The following is a 2627-nucleotide window of genomic DNA, read 5'->3' as shown; positions in this document are numbered from 1 at the left end:
ATATATCAAACCATCTCTTGTTATATGTGTAATCATGCTGCTTTTAAATATTCCATTTAACTATATTTTCATTTTCGGAAAATTTGGAATACCTGCTTTTGGCGGTGTCGGATGTGGAATAACCAGCTGTGTCATTAACTTTATTGCTGCAATAATGTTCTATGTCTATATGAAAAAATCAGCACTTATGCACGATTACTTTGTAAATTATCATTTCACTTTTGATTTTGCCTTTATAAAGAAATTTGTAAAGCTCTGCATTCCAATTGGCGTTTCAAGAACAATGGAAGTTGCCTGTTTTTCACTTGCATCAGTAATTATCGCTTCATTTGGACCTACAATTGTTGCAGCTCATTCTATCTGCATCAATATTTCAAGTCTTGTGTTCATGATACCATTCTCTCTTTGCCTTACAGCAACTATAAGAACTGCTTATGCAATGGGTGAAAAAAGTTTTGAAAAGGCTCTGGTTAGCGTAAAGAGTGTCTGTTTTTTAAATATCACTCTTCTTTTAATCTATATGAGCACTACATTCTTTTTCAGAGAGTTTTTTGCTTCTTTATATACAAACGATCCGTATGTGATTGACCTTGCCTCATCACTGCTTATAATCAACTGCATATTTATGCTTCCTGACAGTTTTCAGATCGTGTTTATGGGGGTTGTGCAAGGATTTAAGGATTCAAAAACTGTATTCTTAACTACTCTTTTTGCATACTGGATGATAGGTCTTCCACTTTCATATACTCTATCTCACGGTACCTTTATGGAGCCTTTAAAAGCTCATGGTATCTGGATTTCTTTTACAGTAACTTTGCTTATCTGTTCAATTATATATGCTCTAAGAGTAAGTTATATATTCAGACACAAAGCACTGCCAAAACTACTTTTAGAATCATAAAAAAATGCCCCAGCAGTTTATGTTGGGGCGACCTCATATGAGAGCTTAACTTTTAAATAGCTTCTTCATTTTCTTCACTGGTTCTGATTCTGATAACTCTCTGTACATCTGATACGAAGATCTTACCATCACCAATCTTACCTGTATGAGCTGCATCAATGATTGCCTGAATTGACTTTTCCTCATCCTCATCTGCAACAACAATTTCTAGTTTGCACTTTGGAAGGAAATCTACAACATACTCAGCACCACGATATAACTCTGTATGACCTTTCTGTCTGCCAAAACCTTTTACATCTGATACTGTCATACCTGAGATGCCTACAGATGCTAAAGCTTCACGAACATCATCCACTTTAAAAGGTTTGATAATTGCAACGATTCTTTTCATAATATCCACTCCTTCGATTATAAGTTGTAACCACGCTCGCCGTGAGATGCAAGGTCAAGACCTTCTGACTCTTCATCAGTGCTTACTCTTAGACCAACTAGAACCTTAGCAAGCTTGAAGGCGATTACTGATACTACGAATGACCATACTATTGCTATTAATAAGGATACTGTCTGACCGTAAACCTGACCTGCAATGGAAGTCCATTCACCCTTGAAACCTGTACCACCTAATGATGGGTCACAGAATACACCAGTTAAGATACCACCAACGATAGCACCGATACCATGAACACCAAATACGTCCATTGAATCGTCAATCTTGGTTAATCTCTTAAAGCCGTGAACACCCCATAAGCAAGCTAATGCTGCAATAAAGCCGATTACGATTGCACCCATAGGACCTACGAAAGCACATGCAGGAGTGATAGCAACTAAACCTGCTAATACACCAGATGCTGTACCTAAGGTTGATGGCTTCTTGAAGATGATCCACTCAGCTGCCATCCAGGTTAATGCTGCAGTTGCTGGGCATAATACTGTGTTGATGAATGCAAGTGATGATACACCGTCAGCAACTAACTCTGAACCTGCGTTGAAACCTAACCAGCCAATCCATAGTAAGCAAGCACCTACGTATGTTAAGCCAAGGTTATGAGGAGCCATTGCAACACGACCTAAATCATGACGACGACCTAGGATATATGCACCAGTTAAACCACATACAGCAGCATTTACGTGAACAACGGTACCACCTGCAAAGTCATATGACATGAAGGTTGAATCGATGAAACCACCGCCCCAAACCTGATGAGCTAAAGGAGCATATGACAGTACGATCCAGATACCAACAGCTAATAGTAAAGCTGAGAACTTGATACGGCCTGGAGTTGCACCAATGATAAGACATGCAGAAATTGCACAGAATGCACCCTGGAAAATTACCCATGTGTACTCAGATAAGGTACCTGATAGAGAATCTAATGTGATGCCATTTAAGAACATAGTGCCAAAGCCACCGAAGAAAGCACCTAAAGCGCCATCTGTTGGGCCAAAAGCAAAACTATAGCCTATGATTACCCATAAAATAACAGCAAGACAGAATACAGCCAGTGTCTGCTCTATTGTTGACAGAACATTCTTTGAACGTGCAAGACCGCCATAGAACAGACCGATACCAGGAATTGACATTAAAAGAACGAGCATTGCTGACATCAGAATAAATCCGTTGTCTGCTCTATCTAGTACTGCTGGTGCCTCATCAGCAAATGCTGAAGTTGCAGTCAGTGCCATTGCAGCTATTGCACTTTTACAAACTTTCATAAATATATCTCCT

3 protein-coding genes are annotated in these 2627 nt (G+C 39.2%); 1 reads left to right on the top strand and 2 read right to left on the bottom strand.

Going from position 1 to position 2627, the window contains the following annotated elements; genetic code table 11:
* A partial coding sequence (locus tag ACJML3_RS01940) for an MATE family efflux transporter (protein WP_406020151.1) occupies positions 1–901 on the top strand: 901 nt, incomplete at its 5' end.
* Positions 902–953: 52 nt separating this feature from the next.
* Here the strand turns inward: ACJML3_RS01940 and ACJML3_RS01935 are convergent.
* Positions 954–1292 (bottom strand): P-II family nitrogen regulator, encoded by a 339-nt coding sequence (locus tag ACJML3_RS01935; protein WP_406020149.1) that lies wholly within the window; start codon positions 1290–1292, stop codon positions 954–956.
* A gap of 17 nt (positions 1293–1309) precedes the next feature.
* Positions 1310–2614: an ammonium transporter gene (locus ACJML3_RS01930; RefSeq protein ID WP_406020153.1), complete on the bottom strand. Its 1305-nt coding sequence runs from the start codon at positions 2612–2614 to the stop codon at positions 1310–1312.
* Positions 2615–2627 lie beyond the last annotated feature (13 nt).

The sequence above is a fragment of the Succinivibrio sp. genome, from assembly GCF_045124615.1.
GTDB classification, from domain to species: Bacteria; Pseudomonadota; Gammaproteobacteria; order Enterobacterales; family Succinivibrionaceae; genus Succinivibrio; species Succinivibrio faecicola.
This window is presented reverse-complemented; position numbering and strand designations above follow the sequence as displayed.